The organism is Actinomadura sp. NPDC048394 (assembly GCF_040651755.1).
Lineage (GTDB): Bacteria > Actinomycetota > Actinomycetes > Streptosporangiales > Streptosporangiaceae > Spirillospora > Spirillospora montaniterrae.
On sequence record NZ_JBEZJL010000049.1, the window covers coordinates 61289 to 80728 of the forward strand.

The 19440-nt window shown below is 73.5% G+C and carries 18 protein-coding genes; 4 read left to right on the plus strand and 14 right to left on the minus strand.

All coding sequences use genetic code 11. The features are described from left to right. Positions 1-20: 20 nt before the first annotated feature. Positions 21-653 (minus strand): PaaI family thioesterase, encoded by a 633-nt coding sequence (locus tag AB0C78_RS31650; protein WP_360754956.1) that lies wholly within the window; start codon positions 651-653, stop codon positions 21-23. Between the two features lie 240 nt (positions 654-893). Between AB0C78_RS31650 and AB0C78_RS31655 the strand changes: the two genes are divergently transcribed. Next, positions 894-1382 (plus strand): DUF4870 domain-containing protein, encoded by a 489-nt coding sequence (locus AB0C78_RS31655; RefSeq protein WP_360754958.1) that lies wholly within the window; start codon positions 894-896, stop codon positions 1380-1382. A gap of 34 nt (positions 1383-1416) precedes the next feature. On the opposite strand, the gene AB0C78_RS31660 is transcribed toward AB0C78_RS31655, so the two are convergent. From AB0C78_RS31660 to AB0C78_RS31670, 3 genes are all read right to left on the minus strand, one after another. Next, positions 1417-2241 (minus strand): TIGR03619 family F420-dependent LLM class oxidoreductase, encoded by an 825-nt coding sequence (locus AB0C78_RS31660; protein WP_360754960.1) that lies wholly within the window; start codon positions 2239-2241, stop codon positions 1417-1419. Positions 2242-2332: 91 nt separating this feature from the next. Further along, entirely contained in the window at positions 2333-3073 is a 741-nt protein-coding gene (locus AB0C78_RS31665; RefSeq protein ID WP_360754963.1) for a hypothetical protein, read from the minus strand. 77 nt (positions 3074-3150) lie between these two features. After that, positions 3151-3822 carry a cyclase family protein gene (locus AB0C78_RS31670; RefSeq protein WP_360754965.1) on the minus strand — a complete coding sequence of 224 codons (672 nt, stop codon included), beginning with the start codon at positions 3820-3822 and terminating at the stop codon, positions 3151-3153. Between the two features lie 45 nt (positions 3823-3867). Here AB0C78_RS31670 and AB0C78_RS31675 point away from each other — a divergent pair, with 45 nt between their 5' ends. Beyond that, positions 3868-4695, plus strand: coding sequence for a HipA family kinase (locus AB0C78_RS31675; protein ID WP_360754967.1), 828 nt, complete (start codon positions 3868-3870; stop codon positions 4693-4695). Next, complete coding sequence (locus AB0C78_RS31680; RefSeq protein ID WP_151544584.1) at positions 4692-5108, plus strand: DUF3037 domain-containing protein; 417 nt, start codon at positions 4692-4694, stop codon at positions 5106-5108. The genes AB0C78_RS31675 and AB0C78_RS31680 overlap by 4 nt, the downstream gene beginning before the upstream one ends. A 1-nt stretch (position 5109) precedes the next feature. On the opposite strand, the gene AB0C78_RS31685 is transcribed toward AB0C78_RS31680, so the two are convergent. From AB0C78_RS31685 to AB0C78_RS31730, 10 genes are all read right to left on the minus strand, one after another. Further along, positions 5110-6021, minus strand: a complete 912-nt coding sequence (locus AB0C78_RS31685) for a hypothetical protein (RefSeq protein WP_360754971.1) — start codon at positions 6019-6021, stop codon at positions 5110-5112. A gap of 116 nt (positions 6022-6137) precedes the next feature. After that, positions 6138-7055 carry a hypothetical protein gene (locus tag AB0C78_RS31690; RefSeq protein ID WP_360754973.1) on the minus strand — a complete coding sequence of 306 codons (918 nt, stop codon included), beginning with the start codon at positions 7053-7055 and terminating at the stop codon, positions 6138-6140. 135 nt (positions 7056-7190) lie between these two features. Continuing rightward, a complete protein-coding gene (locus AB0C78_RS31695) occupies positions 7191-8033 on the minus strand; it encodes a GNAT family N-acetyltransferase (RefSeq protein ID WP_151544589.1) in 843 nt (280 codons plus the stop codon). A 137-nt stretch (positions 8034-8170) separates the two neighbouring features. Further along, entirely contained in the window at positions 8171-9769 is a 1599-nt protein-coding gene (locus AB0C78_RS31700; protein WP_360754976.1) for an alpha/beta hydrolase, read from the minus strand. Positions 9770-9907: 138 nt separating this feature from the next. Then, a complete protein-coding gene (locus AB0C78_RS31705; protein ID WP_360754979.1) occupies positions 9908-11509 on the minus strand; it encodes an alpha/beta fold hydrolase in 1602 nt (533 codons plus the stop codon). A gap of 305 nt (positions 11510-11814) precedes the next feature. Next, positions 11815-13473 (minus strand): alpha/beta hydrolase, encoded by a 1659-nt coding sequence (locus AB0C78_RS31710; protein WP_151546655.1) that lies wholly within the window; start codon positions 13471-13473, stop codon positions 11815-11817. 389 nt (positions 13474-13862) lie between these two features. Beyond that, on the minus strand, positions 13863-15056 hold the full coding sequence (gene ispG, locus AB0C78_RS31715; protein WP_360754982.1) for a flavodoxin-dependent (E)-4-hydroxy-3-methylbut-2-enyl-diphosphate synthase: 1194 nt from the start codon (positions 15054-15056) through the stop codon (positions 13863-13865). A 110-nt stretch (positions 15057-15166) separates the two neighbouring features. After that, complete coding sequence (locus AB0C78_RS31720; protein ID WP_360754985.1) at positions 15167-16366, minus strand: site-2 protease family protein; 1200 nt, start codon at positions 16364-16366, stop codon at positions 15167-15169. A gap of 67 nt (positions 16367-16433) precedes the next feature. Next, positions 16434-17654 (minus strand): 1-deoxy-D-xylulose-5-phosphate reductoisomerase, encoded by a 1221-nt coding sequence (gene dxr, locus AB0C78_RS31725; protein WP_360754996.1) that lies wholly within the window; start codon positions 17652-17654, stop codon positions 16434-16436. A 192-nt stretch (positions 17655-17846) separates the two neighbouring features. After that, positions 17847-18893, minus strand: coding sequence for a HAMP domain-containing sensor histidine kinase (locus AB0C78_RS31730; RefSeq protein WP_360754988.1), 1047 nt, complete (start codon positions 18891-18893; stop codon positions 17847-17849). A 210-nt stretch (positions 18894-19103) separates the two neighbouring features. On the opposite strand from AB0C78_RS31730, the gene AB0C78_RS31735 reads away from it, so the two are divergent. Further along, a partial coding sequence (locus AB0C78_RS31735) for a hypothetical protein (protein ID WP_360754999.1) occupies positions 19104-19440 on the plus strand: 337 nt, incomplete at its 3' end.

Genomic DNA, 19440 nt, shown 5'->3' on the forward strand with positions numbered 1-19440 from the left:
CCCGACCGGCCCGGGCGCGGTCAGCGCTCGTGGACCAGGAAGTGCTGCGGCGTGACGAACATCGCGGTGGCCTCGACGGTGACGCGGCCGTCGGGGCCCGCGATCGTCCCGGACGCGTAGATCTTGCGGCCCTCGACGCGGCTCGCCTTGGCCTCGACCGTCAGCGGCACGCCGAGCGGCGTCGGCCGCCGGTAGCGCAGTTCGAGGGTCGCGGTCATCCCGCCGACGCCCGTCTGCGCGGCGGCCATGCCGAGCGCCTGGTCGAGGACCATCGCCGACATCCCGCCGTGCACGTAGGACGGCGGCCCCTCGTAGACGTCGCTGAGGGTGAACTCGGCGCGGACGATGCCGTCCGCGGTGACGTCGAGGTCGACGGGCGGTGCGATCGGGTTGAGGACGCCGGTGACCGGGTTGCCGCCCTGCCGGTCCATGCGGTGCCCGTCGGTGACGAGGAACGGCGGAGCGTCCCGCCGCACGGCCCGGAGCCGCTCGGTCAGCGCGGCGATCTCGTCCGCGACGGCGCGCGCCTCGTCCGCGCCGACGCCGGTGAGGACGGCGGCCTCGGTCAGCTCGCGGACCCGGGCGGCGAGCCCGGCCAGCGGTGCCGCCTCGTCCTCGCCGAGCATGTGCCGTTCGGTCATCGCCCCGCTCATTCAGCCTCCTTGTGAGCCGAACGAGATTCTAAAATGCGCGCGGGGGTGCCTTGCGCGCCGGGTCCCGCCCAGCGGGCGGACCGGGCACCCGGATCAGCTCGGCCGGACGCTGCCGATGGTCTTCTCGACGTCGGCGGCCCGCGCGCCGTCGTCGGGCCGGTCGCCGTCCCTCATGGGCCGTGGCCGTAGCGCACTTTATGATTCACCCGACGAACCCCTGCAGCCGCGAAGGAATCCCCCGTGACCGAGCAGCCACCGCCCTACGGGGAGCCGTACGGGCAGCCGCCGGGTCCCCCTCCCGGAGGGCCGTACGACCCGCGCTGGGGTTACGGGCCGCCGGGCGTCCCGTACGGGCCGCAGTACCCGCCGCCGCGCAACGACGACACCACGTGGGCCATCTTCGCCTACGTCGGCACGCTCGTGATCTCGTTCCTCGCGCCGCTGATCATCTACCTGGTGAAGATGCGCGAGTCGCCGTTCATCCGCTTCCACGCGGCGCAGGCGCTGAACCTCCAGATCACGCTGCTGATCCACTTCCTGGCGGTGGGCGCGGTCTGCGTCCCGGCGACGATCGTCACCGAGAGCCCCTGGTTCCTGGTCCCGCTCGCCTTCCCGTACCTGGAGGCTCTCTTCGGGCAGTGGGTGTTCCTGATCCTGGGCGCGGTGAAGGCCGGCAAGGGCGAGATCTACCGGTTCCCGACCTTCTTCTGCTTCCGGATGGTCCGCTAGCAGCCGGGGACGCGGCCGCCGGTGCCGGGACGCGTCACAGGTAGGTGCGGGCGTACTCGTCCAGCACCGGCAGGACGGCGTCCCGGCCGCCCCCCGGGACCCGCAGCACGACCTCCTCGACGCCGATCGACGCGTAGTAGCCGAGCTTCTCCGCGCTCGGCACGGTCCCGAACGGGACGACCGGGACCATGTCGCGTCCCGCGTCCGCGCAGGCGCGGCGCAGGTCCGGGAGCGCCTCGCGGATGCCGGCGCCGCCGATCGGCATCCACCCGTCCCCGTACTCGGCGATGTGCGCGAACAGCGTCGGCCCGGGCGCGCCGCCGAGCAGCACGGGGACGCGGCCCACGGGCTTCGGCCACGACCAGCTCGGCTCGAAGCTCACGAACTCGCCCTTGAACGACGCCTCGTCCCGCGTCCACAGCTCGCGCATCGCCAGCACGTGCTCGCGCACGACGGCGCGCCGCCGCTTCCACGGGACGCCGTGGTCGGCGCCCTCCTCGGCGTTCCAGCCGTAGCCGACGCCGAGCGCGACCCGCCCGCCCGCGATCCGGTCGAGCGTCGCGACGGCCTTCGCGGTGACGATCGGCTCGCGCTGCGCGGGCAGCAGGATGCCGGTGCCGAGGGTGATCCGCTCCGTGACGGCCGCCGCCGCGGCGAGCGCCACGAATGGGTCGAGGGTGCGCGCGTACTCGGGCGCCAGGGCCGCGTCGCCGGTCGGCGGCGGCGTCTCCCGCGCCACCGGGATGTGGGTGTGCTCGGGGACGTACAGCGAGGCGAACCCGCGGTCCTCGGCCTCCCTGGCCAGCTCATGTGGCGGCATGGTCAGGTCGGTCGCGAACATGGTGATCCCCAACCGCATGCGGCGGCCCCTCTCCCTCGGTCCGCGCCACCCTACGGCCGGCCGGTGGAGCGTTCGCGGCGCCGTCCCGCCCGGCGGGATCGGAAATGCGTCAGGACTGCGGGAACGCGCAGATGGCCAGCGTCGCGTCGTCGTGGATCTTGCGGCGCGGCCACCGCCGGCCCTGCGGGTCGGAGCGCTCGGCCTCGCGCGTCCGCGCGACGACCGCGCCGGGCCCCTGCTCGGCCGCGAACCGCGCCAGGCCGTCCCAGCCCGTGGCGCCGAACGTGTCGGCGAGCCGGGTCGCCCCGTCCGTCAGCATCAGCACCCGGCGCAGCTCCCCCACCGGGACCGTCCCGGTGATGGCGGCCTCCGCCGCGCCCGGGTCCGCCGCCGCGTAGTAGGGGCCGCCGGTGATCTCCTCCACCTCGCCGGTGACGCGCTCCAGCAGGATCGTCGAGTCGGCCAGCACCAGGTAGTCCACCAGGTCGCCCCGGAGGCGCACCGCCAGCACCGTCGCCGCCGGAGTGGTCGGGACGGTCAGGTCGCAGCTCGCCCGGTGCGCGGCCGCCACGTCCGCGATGGCCCCGGCCAGCCGCGCCACCAGCGGGCGCCGGGCCGGGCGGTGCGCCCCCTCCGGCGGCGCGACGGGCGGCCCGGCCTGCGGCCCGAGGCCGTCCAGCATCCGCGCGAGCAGCCGCGTCCCGAGCGACCGCGCGTACCAGGCCGTCCCGTGCACGCACCCGAGGTCGGTGCCGAGCGGCAGCCCGCACCCGTCCAGCACCACCACGGCGCCCGGAGCCGCCGCCACGAAGTCCTCGTTGAGCCGCTCCGGGCTCCCCTGGTCCGTCACCCACGACACCCGCATCGAGCCGCCCTCCGCTCATCCCGGCATCCCATGATGGACGCGTCGCGCCCGCCCCGCGAGCCCTATGCCGCGCCGAGCCGGGCGACGGCGCGGACAGGGGCTCCGTCTGCGCCGGCGAGGGCGATCGGGAAGAGGGAGACCTCGATCGGGCGTCCCTCGGCCTGCGCGGCCACGAGCGGGCCGAGGCCGGTGAGGTTCTCGGCGATGACGGCGCCGGCGCCGCAGAGGACGCGGTGCGCGGCGAGCGAGAAGTCGTCCGAGCCCGGCGGCGGGGTGCGGTCGACGCTGAGGGCGTCGATGCCGACCGTCCGGACGCCCGCGGCGACGATCGCCTCGGCCGTCTCCGGCGACGGGTACGGATGGGCGAGGTAGTCGTCCGTGCCCCAGCGCGACGACCAGCCGGTCGCGATGAGCAGCACGGCGCCGGGTGCGAGGCCGTCCGGGAGCAGGTCCGGGCCGATGGGGGTGCGGGGAGGGAGGCCGCGCGCGTCCATCACGACGGCCGGGCCGGTGAAGCGGGCGAGGGGCAGCTCGTCGAGGCGGGGCAGCGCGTCGTCGATGTGGAACGGGGCGTCCACGTGGGTGCCGGTCTGCGACCCCATGTGCAGCCGCAGGACGTTCACGCCGGAGTCCTCGACCGTCAGCGCCGGGACGGCCGCCACCTCCGGGTCGCCCGGGTACACCGGCATTCCGGTGGTGATCGGGACGGACAGGTCGAGCAGCTCAGCGGCCATGCCGCCGATTATCCCGGGCCCGCGCGCACCCGGTAGCGTTGCGGCGTGTTGCCACATGTGACCGCCATCCGTTACGTGACGCCGCTGCGCGAGGGCGGGTCGCTGCCGGGCGTCGTCGAGGCCGACGACCTCGGCACCTACGTCATGAAGTTCCACGGCGCCGGGCAGGGCCGCAAGGCGCTGATCGCCGAGGTGATCGCGGGCGAGCTGGCGCGGCGGCTCGGCTTCCAGGTGCCCGACCAGGTGCTCATCGACCTCGACCCGGCGATCGGCCGGCATGAGCCGGACCCCGACGTGCAGGACCTGCTGAAGGCCAGCCCCGGCTGGAACCTCGGCGTCGACTTCCTGCCCGGCTCGCTCGGGTTCGACCCGCTCGGCTGGCGGCCGGACCGGCTGTTCGCGTCGCGGGTGCTGTGGCTGGACGCGTTCATCGGCAACGTCGACCGCAGCTGGCGCAATCCGAACATGCTGGTCTGGCACGGGGACGTGTGGCTGATCGACCACGGCGCGAGCCTCATCTTCCATCACGCGTGGGCGAACGCCGCGCGGCTGTTCGCGGGCCCCTACGACGTGGACGACCACGTGCTGACGCCGTTCGCGACGCGGCTGGAGGAGGCGGAGGCCGAGCTGGCGCCGAAGATCACCGAGGGGCTGCTGCGCGAGGTGACCGCGCTGGTACCCGACCGGTGGCTGGAGAACGAGCCCGGGTTCGCCGGCCCGCAGGAGCTGCGCGACGCGTACGTGGACATCCTGCTGCCGCGCGCCGGCAAGCCCCGCGACTGGCTGCCCGACCTGGACGTCAGCGCCCACCGGCCGGACACCGGGGCGCGGCGCGGCGAGAACCGTCCGGGCTGGCTGGGCGGTCCCTCGTGAGCGACGTCCCCACGAGCAACATCCGGGCGGCCGGGGAGCCCACGGTGTTCGAGTACGCGGCGCTGCGCGTCGTCCCCCGGGTCGAGCGCGGCGAGAGCATGAACGTGGGCGTGGTGGTGTACTGCCGGGCGCTGGACTACCTCGGCTGCCGCACCCACCTGGACGAGCCGCGGCTGCGCGCGCTCGACCCGTCGCTGGACCTGGACGGCGTGCGGTCGGCGCTGAAGGGCGTGGAGGCGATCTGCTGCGGCGGCGCGGGCGCCGGGCAGGCCGCGAAGGAGGCGCCGGGCGCGCGGTTCCGGTGGCTGACGGCGCCGCGCAGCACGATCGTCCAGCCGGGCCCGGTGCACGCCGGCCTCACCGGGGACCCCGCCGCCGAGCTCGACCGCCTCCTCGGCCTCCTCGTCACCTGAGCTAGGACCACTCCCAGCGGATGCCGTGGTAGCCGGCCGGCATGCCGAACTCGATGAAGTGGACGTTGTGGTAGCTGGACAGCCGCAGGTCGGCGGCGTCCTCCAGGGCGGTGTGGCCGTCGGGGCGCCACGTCCGGTAGCAGCGGGCGGGCAGCGCGGCGGGGTGGAAGCTCACCTCGATGAGGTACTCGTGCTGCGGCGTGCGGAACCCGCGGCCCTCCTCGGTGGCGGGCGGGCCGGACTCGCCGAACCCGAAGCCGTACTCCAGCAGGTACGTCTCGCCGCGGCCGAGCGCCCGGTCGAACAGCAGCTCGGCGGCGATCAGGCCGCTGGAGGCGTCCATCCGGACGCGGCCGAACCGGCAGCCGCGCGCGGTCCGCGACGCCGGCAGCACGCCGTGCGGATGGTGGTAGACGGCGATCCAGCGGTCGACGCCGCGCCGCTGCGCCTGGAACACCGCGCGGGTGCGGACCTCGCGCAGCTCCCGGTGGCGGCCGATGACGTGCTGGTCGTGCAGGCTGAGGCCGGTGAGCAGCCGCTCGCCGCCGTCGCCGATCTCGTCGAGCAGGTCCCGGACGCCGGGTTCGGGGCACAGCTCCTCGATCGGCGGCCACGGACCGGGCGGCCGCTCGGCGTTCGGCTTGAGCAGGGTGAGCAGGGAGTGCCGGGGCAGTTCGAGGATGACCTCCAGGCCGCGGACGGCGCGCAGCGACCCGGCACGTTCGGGACGGGTCCGGCCGCGCTGCCAGTAGCTCAGCGTGGACAGGCTGACGGCGACGCCCTGCGCCTCGAGCCGGCGGCGCAGCGCCTCGAGGCTGAGGCCGCGCGCCTGGATGGCGGCGTGCAGCGCCACGTTGAACGGCCCGTACCGCAGGACCTGGAGGAGGTCGTCCTCCGCCGCGACGCTCTGCACTGCTCGGCCTCCGGATCCGCTCCGGCCGGCCCCCGCTCCACGGCCTTGACTGGCGTGCTCACGACCTTCGGCCTCACTGTAAGGCGCCGCCGTCCCGAAGTCGACCGCCCGTTCCGTCACTCCCACTCCCACTCGACTCCGACGATGCCGTGCCGGACGGGCCCGACCGCGATGTTCGCGCTCCCCGACGTGCCGATCCACAGTTCGCCGAGGCGCCGCCGGGGGGCGCGCGGCCCGTCGGCGGTGAAGCCGTAGCAGCGGGCGGGCAGCCGGCCGGCGCCGAACTGGACGATCGCGACGTAGTCGTGCACCGGCCGGGAGAAGCGCCGGTCGTAGCCGTCCGGCGGCCCGCCGGGGTCCGGTCCGGACTCCCGGAGGTCGTACTCGATCACCGCCGTCTCCCCGGCCGTGAGCACGCGGTCGAAGACCAGCTCGAACGCCATCAGCCCGCCGCCTGCGCGGACCCGCCCGGGCCGGCAGTACCGGACGCCCGCCAGCTCCGCCGCCCCGTCGACCGGCCCCGCCTGGAGCGCGTCGCCCGCGCCGGCGTCCGTCCGGTGGACGCAGACGACGCGGTCGACGTCGTCGCCGGCCGCGCGCAGCACCGCGCGGACCGACAGCGTCCAGCGGGGGCCGTCCGCGTCCAGCCGGTAGACGTCGTGGACGCTGAGCCGTTCGAGCCGGTGGTCGCCGGACCGGTCGAGCTGCCCGACGAGGTCGGCGTACGTTCGCGGGTCGGGCCACAGCTCGCCCGCCGTGGCGGGCGGCGCGCCGGACGGTCCGCCCGCACGCGGCGCGACGGGGGCGCTGCCCGCTCCGTCCAGCGGGCCGGTCAGCGTGCCCGGCGGCACCTCGAGGACCTCTTCCAGGATCGCGACGGCGGCGCGGGAACGCGGACGGCTGCGGCCGCGCTGCCAGTGGCTCAGCGTGGCCACGCTGACGGGCAGCCCGCGCCGGCCGAGCCGGTGGCGGAGGCGCTCCAGGGTGAGCCCGCTCGCCTGGACGGCCTGCCGGAACGCCTCGGCGAACTCCACGGCGGGATCGTACCGGCCGATCGGCCATCGAGTCAGGCGTCCGTCGCAGATCCGGCACGCTCCGACAAGTCCGACGTCTCCGGAAATGTCGGCCGGCGGCTGGAAGTCGGCCGACGGCTAGAAGTCGGCCGGCGGTTAGAAGAGGATCGACATGAACGAGCCGTGCTCGGCGAAGCCGACCCGGCGGTAGGCGGCCCGCGCCCGCGTGTTGTAGTCGTTGACGTACAGCGACACCGTCGGCGCGATGCCGCGCAGCGCCTCCCGCACGACCGCGGACATGCCCGAGATCGACAGCCCCTGCCCGCGCAGGTCCGGCGGGACCCACACGCCCTGCACCTGGCAGGCGCGCGGGGTGACGGCGCCGACCTCCGCCTTGAACATCACCCGGCCGTCCTCGATGCGGGCGAACGCGCGGCCGTCGCGGATCAGCTCGGCGACCCGCGCCCGGTACAGCACGCCGCCGTCGCCGCTGTTCGGGGAGACCCCGACCTCCTCGGTGAACATCGCGACGCACGCGGGGTAGACGACGTCGAACTCCTCCATCCGCACCCGCCGGACCCCCGGGTCGGCCGGCACGTCCGGGACGGCGGAGGTCGCCATCACCGGCTGGGACGCGCGGACGGCCCGCGGCGGCCCCCAGTACGGCGCGAGGATCTCCCACAGGTCGCCGACCGCGTCGACCGGGCCGACGATCGACGAGCAGCGCCGGCCCTGCGCCTGCGCCCGCTCGGCGAACGCGCGGATCGCCTCCGGCCCGGCGGCGACCGGGATCAGGTTGGCGCCCGAGTAGCACAGCGCGGACAGCCGCCCGTCGCGCATGTAGCCCCACATCTGGGCGCCGAGGCGGCGGGGGTCGAGCCCGGCCGCGTGCACGCGGGAGCCCACGAACACGTTGGCCACCGGGTCGGCGTCGAGGATCGCGAGCGCCTCCGCGCGGTACCGGTCGTCGAGGACCCGGACCGGCAGCGACCCCAGCATGCGCACGGCTACCGGCTCCCGGACCCTGGCGCGGGCACGGCGGCGGCCGGCGCGGCGTACAGCACTGTCAGCACCACGCCGACAAGCCTATGACGTCCCCGGTCCTCGTACCTCCACCGGCTCCCCCACCGGCGGATTCACTTGTGCGTGGCGGCGTGGTGGGACCGTCTGGGCTTCTTGGCGGCGGCGGGCTGCGGCGGCGCCGGGGCCTTGCAGGTGGCGTCGGGGCCCGGCCGGTCCGCCGGCAGCGCGCCCTTGCCCAGGTAGGCGACGACGGTGCGGTCGACGCACCGGTCGCCCGACAGCGTCACCCCGTGGTTGCCGCCGCCGACCTGCACGAGCAGCCGGGACGTCGGGAACAGGCGGTGGGTCTCCAGCGCGCCCGGGTACGGGGTGGCGGCGTCCTCGGTGCCCTGCACCAGCAGCATCGGCGGGACCGGCGACCCGGCGCCCACCCTGGGCGGCCGCCCGCCGGGCGCGCCCCAGAACGCGCAGGGCGCGTTGTACCAGGTGTTGCTCCAGGTCTCGAACTTGTAGCCCTCGCGATAGAGGCGGACGCTGTCGGTGTGCCAGCGCTCCCAGGCGCGCGGCCAGGCGGCGTCGCGGCACTGGACGGCGTTGTAGACCGCGTAGTTGTTCTGGTCGAGCCAGGACGGCCGCTGCCACGCCTTGCGGAGCGGGCCCGGGTCGTGCCGGACGGCGTACGCCGACAGGGCCGCGGCGTGCGGGGCCCAGCCGTAGTCGCCGTAGCCGTCGGCGAGGAACGTGTCGTCGAGCTCGTCGGGGCCGATCTTGCCGTCGATCGGCTTTGCCTTGAGCCCGGCGCGGGCGCGGGCATAGGCCCCGGCGACCTGCCCCTCGCTCCTCCCGAGCCTGTAGATCGCGTGGTGCCGGGCCACCCAGGCGAAGTACGCCTTGATCCGCTTCTCGAACGCGACGTTCTGGTCGATGTTGTCGCCGTACCAGACGCCGCTGGGCTTGACGACGCTGTCGAGCACCATGCGGCGGACGCGGTCCGGGTAGGTCGTGGCGTACACGGCGCCGAGGTAGGTGCCGTACGAGTACCCGAAGTAGTTGATCTTCTGCTGGTGCAGCGCCCGGCGGATCGCGTCCATGTCGCGCACCCAGTCGGCCGTCCCCATGTGCGGCAGGACCGTCCGGTACCGCTTCGCGCAGTCGCGAGCGTAGGCGCGGGCCCGCTTCTTCCACGCCCGCTCGGCGGCGGCGTTCTCCGGGACGGTGTCGGGACGCGCGTGCCCCGGGTCCTGGTAGCTCCTGTCGCAGACCAGCGCGGGCCTGCTCGCGCCGACGCCGCGCGGGTCGAACCCGATCCAGTCGTAGGACGCGGCGACGCTCTTCGGCATCGCCGTGCGGAAGACGGCCGCGAGGTCGCGGCCGTGCGCGCCGGGCCCGCCCCGGTTGAGCAGCATGACGCCCTGGCTCTTCTTCGCGGTGTGCCGCGCGCGGGACAGCGCCAGGGTGATCTGCTCGCCGTTCGGGTGCGCGTAGTCCAGCGGGACGCGGAGCGCCGCGCACTGCAGGCCCTTGAGGTGGGTGCCCTCGACCGGGTCCTTGGCGGGGCAGGCGTGCCAGGCGAGCCCGGCGGGCCGGGGCGCGGGGTCGGGTCCGGGCCGTCCGGGGGCGGCGCTCGCGGGGGCCGCGGCGGTGCCGGCGACGGCGAGCGTGACGGCGGCGGCCGTCCCGGCGGCGGCCCTTCTTCCAGCGTGGTTCAGCACCCCCGCTTTCTACCGGCGCGCCCGCGCGTGTCGCGGGAACCGCGGGGTTCGCGCGATTCCGTCCGAAAACGGATCTCGCGGCGCGCCCGTCCGGCGAGGGACGGGCGCGCCGCGAGCGTCACGCGGTGGACCGGGGCGTTACGGACGGCCGATCGGCAGGTCCTTGCCCGCGACGGCGCCGGCGGCCTTGGCCGTCATCGCCGTCGGGTTCGGGTCGTTCAGCGCCGGGACGGCCTGGCAGTAGGCGTCCGCGCCCTTGCTGCTCTTCGGCAGGGCGCCGCTGTCCAGATAGGCGGCGACCTTGTCGTCCAGGCACGCGTTGCCGTTCAGCGTGTTGGCGTGGGTCTTGCCGCCGACCTCCAGGACGAGCCGCGAGGACGGGAACACCTTGTGCATGTTGTAGCCGCCGGCGACCGGGGTCGCGGCGTCCTGCGACGACTGGACGAGCAGCATGCCGGGCAGGCTCTTGCTCGCCTTCAGCTTCAGCGCGGGACCGCCCTGGAACGGCCAGTACGCGATGGGCGCGTTGAACCAGACGTTGCTCCAGGTGTTGAAGCGGTAGCCCTCCTTGTAGAGCTTGGCCGCGTCGTTGTGCCACTTGTTCCAGTTCCGCGGCCACTTGGCGTCGGCCGCCTGGACGGCGTTGTAGACGGCGAAGTCGTTGTCCTCGCCGCCGGTGTTCAGCCAGTCGAGCAGGCCGGAGGCGTCCTTCTTGTTCACCCAGTCCGACAGGGCCTGCGCGAACGGGATGTAGTAGCCGGTGTTGTAGCCGGCGGTCAGGACGATGTCGTCCAGCTCGTCGGGGCCGATCTTGCCGCCGATCGGGGACTTCTTCGCGGCGGCGCGGACGGCGTAGTACTCCGCCTCGACGGCCTTCTCGGTCTTGCCGAGGTGGTAGAGCGAGTCGTACTTGCCGGTCCACGCCCACCAGGACTTCATGTTCCGCTCGAACGCCTTGTCCTGCTCGAGCTGGGCGTCGTACCAGACCGTCTTCGGGTTGACGTTGCCGTCGAGCACCATGTGCTTCACGCGGTTCGGGAACAGCGTGGCGTAGGTGGCGCCGAAGTAGGTGCCGTAGGAGAAGCCGTACCAGCTGATCTTCTGCTGGCCGAGCGCGGCGCGGATCGTGTCGACGTCGCGGGCGGCGTCGGTGGTGCGCATGTGCGGCAGCATCCAGCCGAACTTGCGCTGGCAGTCCTGCGCGTACTTCTTGGCCTTGGCCTTCCAGACGGCCTCGTCCTTCGCGGAGTGCGGGACGTAGTCGGGCCGGACCGGGTTGTACCAGGTCTTGTCGCACGTCAGCGCGGGCTGGCTGGATCCGACGCCGCGGGGGTCGAAGCCGATGATGTCGTACTTGGCGGCGGTGGCGGCATGGCCGACGCCGCCCATCCAGCGGGCCAGCGCGGGCGCGTACTCGATGCCGGTGCCGCCCGGGCCGCCCGGGTTGACGAACAGGACGCCCTGGTAATTCTTGTCGTCGGTGTGCTTGTAGCGCGACACCGCGATCGAGATCTTCCGGCCGTTCGGCTTGGCGTAGTCGAGCGGCACCTGGACCTGGGCGCACTCGGCCTTGTTCATCGGGTCATCGGGGCCGCTGACCTCGCACTTGCCCCAGTTGATCCCGCTCGCCGCGACCAGGCCCGCCGGGGACGGGCCGGTGGCGGCGTTCGCGGAGACGGCGGCGACGGTGCCGCCGGCCGCCACGGCCGCGGCGGCCGTGACGATGACGATCCTCTTCACTTGACCCCCTCAGATCGGCGGCTCCGGAGCCCCGGTCGGACTCGGAGGGGGGAGCGGCGCCGATGCATGCGGATGCGTGATTGCGTGGAGATTGTGGCGGTTCTGGGTGATATGGCGGGAGAGTCACTCGTGACCAGATGCGAAATCGTGACAAGATCCACCAATGTTCGTGATGTCGGCGCGTGCGTGCCGCGCCGGCGGAGCCCCGGCATGCGAAAAGGGCCCCGGGGATCGCTCCCCGAGGCCCTCCTCGGCCGTTCCGCGGGCCGGCGCGGGCTCACCGCCCGGTCAGCCGTTCACGGTTCTCAGCGGATGACGTCGTCGCTCAGCCGCGCCGCCTTCGTCACCGTCGTGGACAGCGACTTGGCCTTGGCGGACGTCTGCGCCGGCGGCACCGGGTCGCCGAGCTGCGGGACGTGCGTGATGGACTGCCCCGGACGCTCCCCGGTCAGGAAGTACCGGTCGAAGATGGCGTCCACGGCCGCCGAACCGCGGTGCACGATGCAGTGCGTGCGGTCGCCGTCCTGGATCACCAGCTGCGAGCCCTTGAGCCGGCGGTGCATGTCGAGCGCGCCGGCGAGCGGCGTCGCCGCGTCCTCGCTGCCCTCGAACTGCAGGATGTTGCGCGGCAGCTCGCGGTTGCGCCCGACGTTCACCGGCGTGCCGGCCTTGGCGGGCCAGGTCAGGCACGGCGCGTTGAACCACACGTTGCCCCAGGTGAGGAACGGGTGCTTCTTGTTGATGCGGACGTTGTCGCGCTCCCACTTCGCCCAGCTCGTCGGCCACTGGACGTCGGTGCACTGCACGGCGTTGTAGACGGCGAACTCGTTGTCGTCCGCGCCGCCGGTCGTCTGCGCGCCGAAGGTGCCGACGAACGTCTCGGCGTCACCGGCCTTGTAGGCCGCCAGGCCCACCGCGTAGCCGTTCCACAGGGACTGGCTGCGGCGGTACGCGGCGTTCTGGATGACGTCGGTCAGCTCGTCCGGGCCGACGGCGAACTTCTGGCCGCTGCTCGGGTCGGTGTAGTACACCGGCTTGGTCTTGAGCGTGGCGCGCAGCTTGTAGAAGAACGACCGCACGGCCGTCTGCGTCGAGCCCAGGTGGTAGACGGAGTCGTACTTGGCGATCCACCCGAAGTAGTAGTCCATGTTCTTGTCGAACTGGACGTCCTGGTTCAGGTTGGCGTCGTACCACACGTCCGACGGGCCGACGTTGCCGTCCAGCACCATCCGGCCCACGGTCTTCGGGAACATCGTCGCGTAGACGGAGCCGAGGTAGGTGCCGTACGAGGCGCCGTAGTAGTCCAGCTTCTTGTCGCTCAGCGCCTTGCGGATCGACTCCATGTCGCGGACGGAGTCGGTCGTCTTGATGTGGTTCAGCAGGCCGATCTTGTCGGCCTTCTTGCACGCGTCCGTGTACGCCTTGGACTTCTTCAGCCACACGGAGACCGAGGCGCGGTCGCCGGTGCCGTAGTCGGGGCGGGGGGCGTTGGTGTAGTTCGGGTCGCAGCTGAGCGAGGGGACGCTCATCCCGACGCCGCGCGGGTCGAACCCGATGACGTTGTAGGCGTCCTTCAGCGCCGCGGAGTTCTGCGCGAACACCCGCGGGCCGAACAGCGCGCCGCCGCCGCCCGGGCCCCCCGGGTTCACCACCATGTCGCCCTTGGCGGCACCCGACCCGGTGTGCGGGGTACGGGTCAGCTGCAGCGTGATCTTCGTGCCGCTCGGCTTGGCGTAGTCCAGCGGCACCTGCAGCTCGCCGCACTGCACGATCTTGGAGACCGGGTACAGCCCGTCGTACAGGTCGTGGACCTGCTGGACGAAGTCCGCGGGGCAGGCGTGCCACTTGACCGCGGCGGGGTCGAACCCCGAGGCCGCGGAGGGGCCCGCGGCCTGTGCGCTCGCGGTGCCGAGCCCGGTCAGCCCGAGCCCGGCCACCGCGGCCACGACGACAGTCCTCTTCACATATCCCCCTAACCTGTCGACTCGGATGAGTCAGACATTTGGGTAAACAAGTGAAGATTGTTGCCCTCCGGACAAGTCCGACGACAGAGCTTGTCGTGACCAGATGCAGAATCGTGACAAGATCCACGGAACTTTGTGATATGCCCGAACGTTCGGGTTCCGGGCCTGCTGACGGGCGGCCGCCCGGGGGCCGCCCAGGGCCCGTCCGGCGGCGCTCGTCCGGGGGCGCGCGGCCGCACCGGCGGCCACCGGCCACAACACACGAAAAAGGGCCCCCGGGCTCATCACCCGAGGACCCTTCCTGGGTCCGTCCCCGACCGCCTACGCGGCCGCGGCCGTCACATCACCGAACCGGCTCGCACACGCGGTGCGCCGTGCGGAGTCCGGCGTCAGCTCACCACCACCTGCGCGCCCGGGCCGGACACCGACCCGTCCTCGCCGACCTCGATGCCCATGTCGTCGGCGATGCGCATGGCCTCCTCGATCAGCGTCTCCACGATCTGCGACTCCGGCACCGTCTTGATGACCTCGCCCTTGACGAAGATCTGGCCCTTGCCGTTGCCGGACGCGACGCCGAGGTCGGCCTCCCGCGCCTCGCCGGGCCCGTTCACCACGCAGCCCATCACCGCGACGCGCAGCGGCACCGGGAAGTCCTTCAGGCCCGCGGTGACCTGCTCGGCGAGCGTGTAGACGTCCACCTGCGCGCGCCCGCACGACGGGCACGACACGATCTCCAGGCCGCGCTCGCGCAGCCCGAGCGACTCCAGGATCGCCGTGCCGACCTTGACCTCCTCGACCGGAGGCGCCGACAGCGACACCCGGATCGTGTCGCCGATCCCCTCGCTCAGCAGCGCGCCGAACGCCACCGCCGACTTCACCGTGCCCTGGAACGCCGGCCCGGCCTCGGTCACGCCGAGGTGCAGCGGGTACTCGCACGCGGCGGCGAGCTTGCGGTACGCCTGGATCATCACGACCGGGTCGTTGTGCTTCACCGAGATCTTGATGTCCCGGAAGCCGTGCTCCTCGAACAGCGAGCACTCCCACAGCGCCGACTCGACCAGCGCGTCCGGGGTGGCCTTGCCGTGCTTCTCCAGCAGCCGCTTGTCCAGCGAGCCGGCGTTGACGCCGATCCGGATCGGCACGCCCGCGTCCTGCGCGGCGCGCGCGATCTCGCCGACCTTGTCGTCGAACTTCTTGATGTTGCCGGGGTTGACCCGGACCGCCGCGCAGCCCGCGTCGATCGCCGCGAACACGTACTTGGGCTGGAAGTGGATGTCGGCGATGACCGGGATCGGGGACTTCTTGGCGATCGCCGGCAGTGCCTCGGCGTCGTCCTGCGACGGGACCGCCACCCGGACGATCTGGCAGCCGGACGCGGTCAGCTCCGCGATCTGCTGCAGCGTCGCGTTGACGTCGGCGGTGAGGGTCGTGGTCATGGACTGCACCGACACGGGCGCGTCGCCGCCGACCGGCACGTTCCCGACCATGATCTGGCGCGACCTGCGCCGCGCCGCGACCAGGCCCCGCGCCCCCTGTCCGTCGCCCTCGCCGCGGACCGTCGGAATACCCAGTGAAACGCTCATCCCTCTCCTCTGACTCGCTTTGCCCAGCCTAGGCGCCCCGCATGGATGAGGTGACGGCGACCGGCATGGAATAGTGTGACCGCTCGGCTACGTGCGGTAAACCTTCTCGCTCATTGCGGCATCTGGAGCGGGTTGACCAGGTCCGCGAGGATCAGCAGCACCCCGAGCCCCACGAGCACCAGAACGGCCAGATATGTCAAGGGCATGAGCTTGGTCATATCCACGGTGCCCGGATCCGGACGTCCCCTGATGCCGTTGAAGCGCACCCGCAACCGCTCGTAGGCGACGACCGCGAGGTGCCCGCCGTCCAGCGGCAGCAGCGGGACGACGTTGAGCGCTCCTAAGAAGATGTTCACCGAGACGACCAGCGACAGATACAGAGCGATCTTGTCGCGGACGGTGCTGTGCGAGGAGAAGATCTGCCCCGACACCTCCGTCGCGCCGACCACGCTGCCGACCTGGCCGCCGGGCGAGCTCTGCCGCTCGGGGGTGAACAGCTTCGGGATCGCCGACGGCAGGTCCACCACGATCTGGCCCATGCTCTGCACGGTCCGGCCGATGGCGCGGCCCGCGAACACCGCCGCGTTCAGCGGGCCCGTCCGCTCGTAGCCGGAGCCGACGACCCGCGCGGACAGGCCGACGAACGGCTCCCCGCCGACGTCCGCCAGCCGCATCCGCAGCGTCACCGGCCGCCGGACGCCCGCGCGCTGCACGACGACCGGCACCGTCTGCCCCGGCTTCGCCTTGTCGATGGCGTCGCGCAGCTCGTCCCAGTCCGCCACGCTCGTGCCGTTGAAGGTGAGCACGCGGTCGCCCGCGCGCAGGCCCGCGGCCTTCGCCGGCGACTCCGGGCGGCCGCCGCCGCAGCCGTCCTGCAACCGGGCCGGCACGCAGGAGCTGACCTGGTCCACGGTCGTCGTCACGGTGCCGGGCTCCCGGACGCCCACCGTCATCGCCATCGCCATCAGCAGCACGAACGCGAACACGAAGTTCACCACGACGCCCGCGGCGATGACGATCGCGCGCCGTCCCGCGGGCTGCCGGTAGAACGCGCGCGGCCGGTCGGCCTCGTCGACCTCCTCCAGCGGCGTGTAGCCGATGATCTTGACGAAGCCGCCGAGCGGGATCGCCTTGACCCCGTACTCGGTCTCGCCGCGGGTGCGCGACCACAGCGTCGGCCCGAACCCGACGAAGTACTGCGTGGCCTTCATCCCGAACCGCTTGGCGGTCAGCAGGTGCCCGCCCTCGTGGAGCATCACCGACACCAGCAGCGCGATGACGAACGCCACCGCGCCCAAGGTGAAGGCCATCCGATCCCCCTTCCGGGTCCGGTCCCGCCCGGGGGATCCCCCCCGCGCCCGGCCGGCCCCGCGAGGCTCAGGCCGGGCCGGTCGCTTCCCTGGTCCGTGCGCGCGCCCAGGCGTCGGCGGCCAGCACATCGTCCAGCGTCAGCTCGCCCGGCGTCCCGGACCCGTGCTCCTCCATTACCCGCGTGATCGTGTCGACTATCCCCAGGAACGGCAGCCGTCCGGCGCGGAACGCCTCCACACATTCCTCGTTGGCCGCGTTGTAAACGGCGGGGACCGTCCCGCCCAGCTCGCCGGCGCGGCGCGCGAGCGCGACGGACGGGAACGCCTCGTCGTCGAGCGGGAAGAACTCCCAGGTGTGCGCCTTCGTCCAGTCGACGCAGGGTGCGGCGTCCGGGACGCGGTCCGGCCATTCGATGCCGAGCGCGATCGGCAGCCGCATGTCGGGCGGGCTCACCTGCGCCAGCGTCGACCCGTCGGTGAACTCCACCATCGAGTGCACCATCGACTGCGGGTGCACGACGACCTCGATCCGGTCCATCGGGATGTCGAACAGCAGGTGCGCCTCGATGACCTCAAGGCCCTTGTTGACGAGGGTCGCGGAGTTGATGGTGACGACCGGGCCCATGTCCCAGGTCGGGTGCTTCATCGCCTGCTCGGGCGTGACGTCGGTCAGCTCGGCGCGGGCCTTCCCGCGGAACGGGCCGCCGCTGGCGGTCACCACCAGCCGCCGTACCTCCTCCGCGCGGCCGCCGCGCAGGCACTGCGCGAGCGCCGAGTGCTCGGAGTCGACGGGGACGATCTGCCCCGGCCGCGCCCGCTCCTTCACCAGCGGCCCGCCGATGATGAGCGACTCCTTGTTGGCGAGCGCGAGCGTGCGGCCCGCGTCGAGCGCGGCCAGCGTGGACGCCAGGCCGAGCGCGCCCGTCACCCCGTTCAGCACCACGTCGCACGGCCACGCCGCGACCTCGGCGACCGCGTCCGGACCGGCGACGATCTTCGGGATGGCGTAGTCGCCGGAGGCGTAGCCGCGCCGCTTGGCCTCGGCGTAGAACGCCAGCTGGAGCTCCTGCGCGGCGGACCCCTTGGCCACCGCGACGACCTCCGGGCGGAACTCCAGCGCCTGCGCGGCCAGCAGCTCCACCCGCTCGCCGCCGGCCGCGAGGCCCGCGATCCGGAACCGGCCGGGGTTGCGGCGGACGACGTCGAGGGCCTGGGTCCCGATCGAGCCGGTGGAGCCGAGGACGACGAGTTCGCGTGCGGCGGGCGCGGCGGCGCCTGAGGGAGACATCACCGGACCATTGTCGGACATCGGCGCGCGGGCGTCCCCTCACCCCGCCCGGTGTCGCGGCCCCGGCGTCCCGGACCGGACGTCCCGGACGCGGCGCCGCCCCGCGCCGGAGGTGGCGCCGCCCTGCGCGGACGCAGTGTGGACCGGCGCGGACGTGGCGCCGCCCCGCGCGGACGCGGCGGCGGTCGGCGATCAGCGGGCGAGCGGGAGGCGGAGCACGAGCCGCGCGCCGAGCGCGCCGTCCGCGGCCCGCAGGGTCCCGCCGTGTACGGCGGCGATCTGCCGGGCGAGCGCCAGGCCTAGCCCGCTGCCGCCCTCGGACCGGCTGCGCGCCGCGTCCAGCCTGGTGAAACGCTCGAAGACGCGGTCGCGGTCGGCGTGCGGGATGCCCGGCCCGTCGTCGCGCACCTCCACGATCGCGCTGTCGCCCTCCTGCCGCGCCTCCACCTCGACCAGACCGTTCGCGTGTCGTTCGGCGTTGTCGAGCAGGTTGAGCAGCAGCCGGGTGACCTCGAACCGGTTCGCCTCGACGGTGAGGCCGGGCTCGGCCTTGGCGTGCACCCGCACCGGGGCCGTCCGGCGCGCGACCTCGGCCTCGACCAGCGCGGCGAGGTCGACCGGCTCGCGGTCCGGGGTCACCCCCGACTCCAGCCGGGCCAGCGCGAGCAGGTCGTCGACGATGCGGTGCAGCCGCTCGCTGTCGCGCAGCGACCGGCGCAGCGTGTCCACGAGCTCGGGATCCGCGGGGTCGGCGAGGGCCAGCTCGATCTGCGCGCGCAGGCCGGTCAGCGGCGTGCGCAGCTCGTGCGAGGCGTCCGCGATGAACCGGCGCCGGTGCACCGTCGAGCGCTCCAGCCGGTCGAGGACGCCGTTGACGCGGCGCGCGAGCCGGCCGGCCTCGGTGCCGGCGTCGGGGACCGCGAGCCGGCGGCGCGGGTCGGCGGCGGTGATCTCGGCCAGCTCCGCGTCGAGCCGCCGCACCGGCCGCAGGGCCCGGCCGGCGGCGGCCCACGCGCCCCAGCCCGCGACGGCGACGACGACGGCGCCGAGCACGGTCATGGCGCCGGCGAGCACGGCGGCCCGGCGGACGTCCGCGAGCAGGGCGAGGACGGCCGCGGCCGCCACCACCGCGACCGCCAGGGAGGCGCCGGCGACGCCCGCCACCGCCAGCGTCGCGCGGGCCCGCTCGGACCGCGGGCGGTGCGGCCGGACGCGCGGCACGGCGATCCGGACCGACATGTCTCCTTTGTACGCAATGGCTCACCAAAAGACGGCAAAGCCCTCGCCCGACGATCGTATGGACCACCGCCCCGTTAACCCTCGATGATCTTGAACGGGCCGCCGCCGCGCGAGCCTTTGCCGCCCCTTTCACCTTCACTAGCAGGGACAACACCCGTCCCCACCTATAAAGGAGTGACGTGATTCGACTCCCGCAAGGGGGATGGGGACATGGGCCAGACGGGCGAGCCGACGTTCGACCCGGGAACGCTGAGCCCCGCTCAGCGCCTCGGCGACGCCTGCGTCGTCTGCCGCAAGAAATGGCCCCGGCCACGCGTACGCGTCGGCCGCCTGCCGGACTCGTCCGGGGTGTTCGCGTGCGACGACTGCGCACCCGCCCCGCCGGCACCCCGCACACCGCGGGGCCCGAGGGAGCCGCTCACGAACGCCGGACGGCCGGTCGAGGACCCGGCCGCGGCGCGGACGACGGCCCTGGCCGCCCTGACCTGGCTGCCAGGCGGCTCGCACCTGCCCCGTGGCCCGCACGTTCCCGGCGGCGACGACTGGC

Bases quoted from the DNA above. Each gene is read 5' to 3' on its own strand.
- AB0C78_RS31695 (WP_151544589.1), bottom strand. From the start codon at position 8,033: ATGCTGGGGTCGCTGCCGGTCCGGGTCCTCGACGACCGGTACCGCGCG.
- AB0C78_RS31650 (WP_360754956.1), bottom strand. From the start codon at position 653: ATGAGCGGGGCGATGACCGAACGGCACATGCTCGGCGAGGACGAGGCG.
- AB0C78_RS31730 (WP_360754988.1), bottom strand. From the start codon at position 18,893: ATGTCGGTCCGGATCGCCGTGCCGCGCGTCCGGCCGCACCGCCCGCGG.
- AB0C78_RS31660 (WP_360754960.1), bottom strand. From the start codon at position 2,241: ATGCGGTTGGGGATCACCATGTTCGCGACCGACCTGACCATGCCGCCA.
- dxr (WP_360754996.1), bottom strand. From the start codon at position 17,654: ATGTCTCCCTCAGGCGCCGCCGCGCCCGCCGCACGCGAACTCGTCGTC.
- AB0C78_RS31670 (WP_360754965.1), bottom strand. From the start codon at position 3,822: ATGGCCGCTGAGCTGCTCGACCTGTCCGTCCCGATCACCACCGGAATG.
- ispG (WP_360754982.1), bottom strand. From the start codon at position 15,056: ATGAGCGTTTCACTGGGTATTCCGACGGTCCGCGGCGAGGGCGACGGA.
- AB0C78_RS31720 (WP_360754985.1), bottom strand. From the start codon at position 16,366: ATGGCCTTCACCTTGGGCGCGGTGGCGTTCGTCATCGCGCTGCTGGTG.